General features: G+C 34.0%; 1 protein-coding gene and 1 pseudogene. One reads left to right on the top strand and one right to left on the bottom strand.

Annotation, left to right across the window (positions count from 1 at the left end; translation table 11 throughout):
• Positions 1–162: pseudogene (locus IDG63_RS14595) on the top strand (iron chelate uptake ABC transporter family permease subunit); the annotation flags it as partial.
• Here IDG63_RS14595 and IDG63_RS14870 read toward each other — a convergent pair.
• On the bottom strand, positions 153–244 hold a 92-nt coding region (locus IDG63_RS14870), incomplete at its 5' end, for a hypothetical protein (protein ID WP_241012400.1). The pseudogene IDG63_RS14595 and the gene IDG63_RS14870 overlap by 10 nt on opposite strands.

Genomic DNA, 244 nt, shown 5'->3' with positions numbered 1-244 from the left:
GACAAACACTATTCTCACCTCACCGTGTCATTTTGGCAGGTGCTGCGATTGCGATGCTATTTACAGCCTTTACTCAAGGCATACTTATTATGAACGAAACAGACTTACAAGGCCTATTATTTTGGTTTAAGTAGCATCGTAAAACTCCTTAATTATTTTGATTGTTTTTCAATATTTAACTTTTCATATAAATCGTCAATAAGTTTTAATGAAGATTTATATCCGCCAGCTAAGTTCCAAGTGA

The sequence above is a fragment of the Staphylococcus sp. EG-SA-14 genome (genome assembly GCF_017151935.1).
GTDB classification, from domain to species: domain Bacteria; phylum Bacillota; class Bacilli; order Staphylococcales; family Staphylococcaceae; genus Staphylococcus; species Staphylococcus aureus.
The sequence above is the reverse complement of the archived record's forward strand: the minus strand, read 5'-3'. Positions and strand labels throughout refer to the sequence as shown.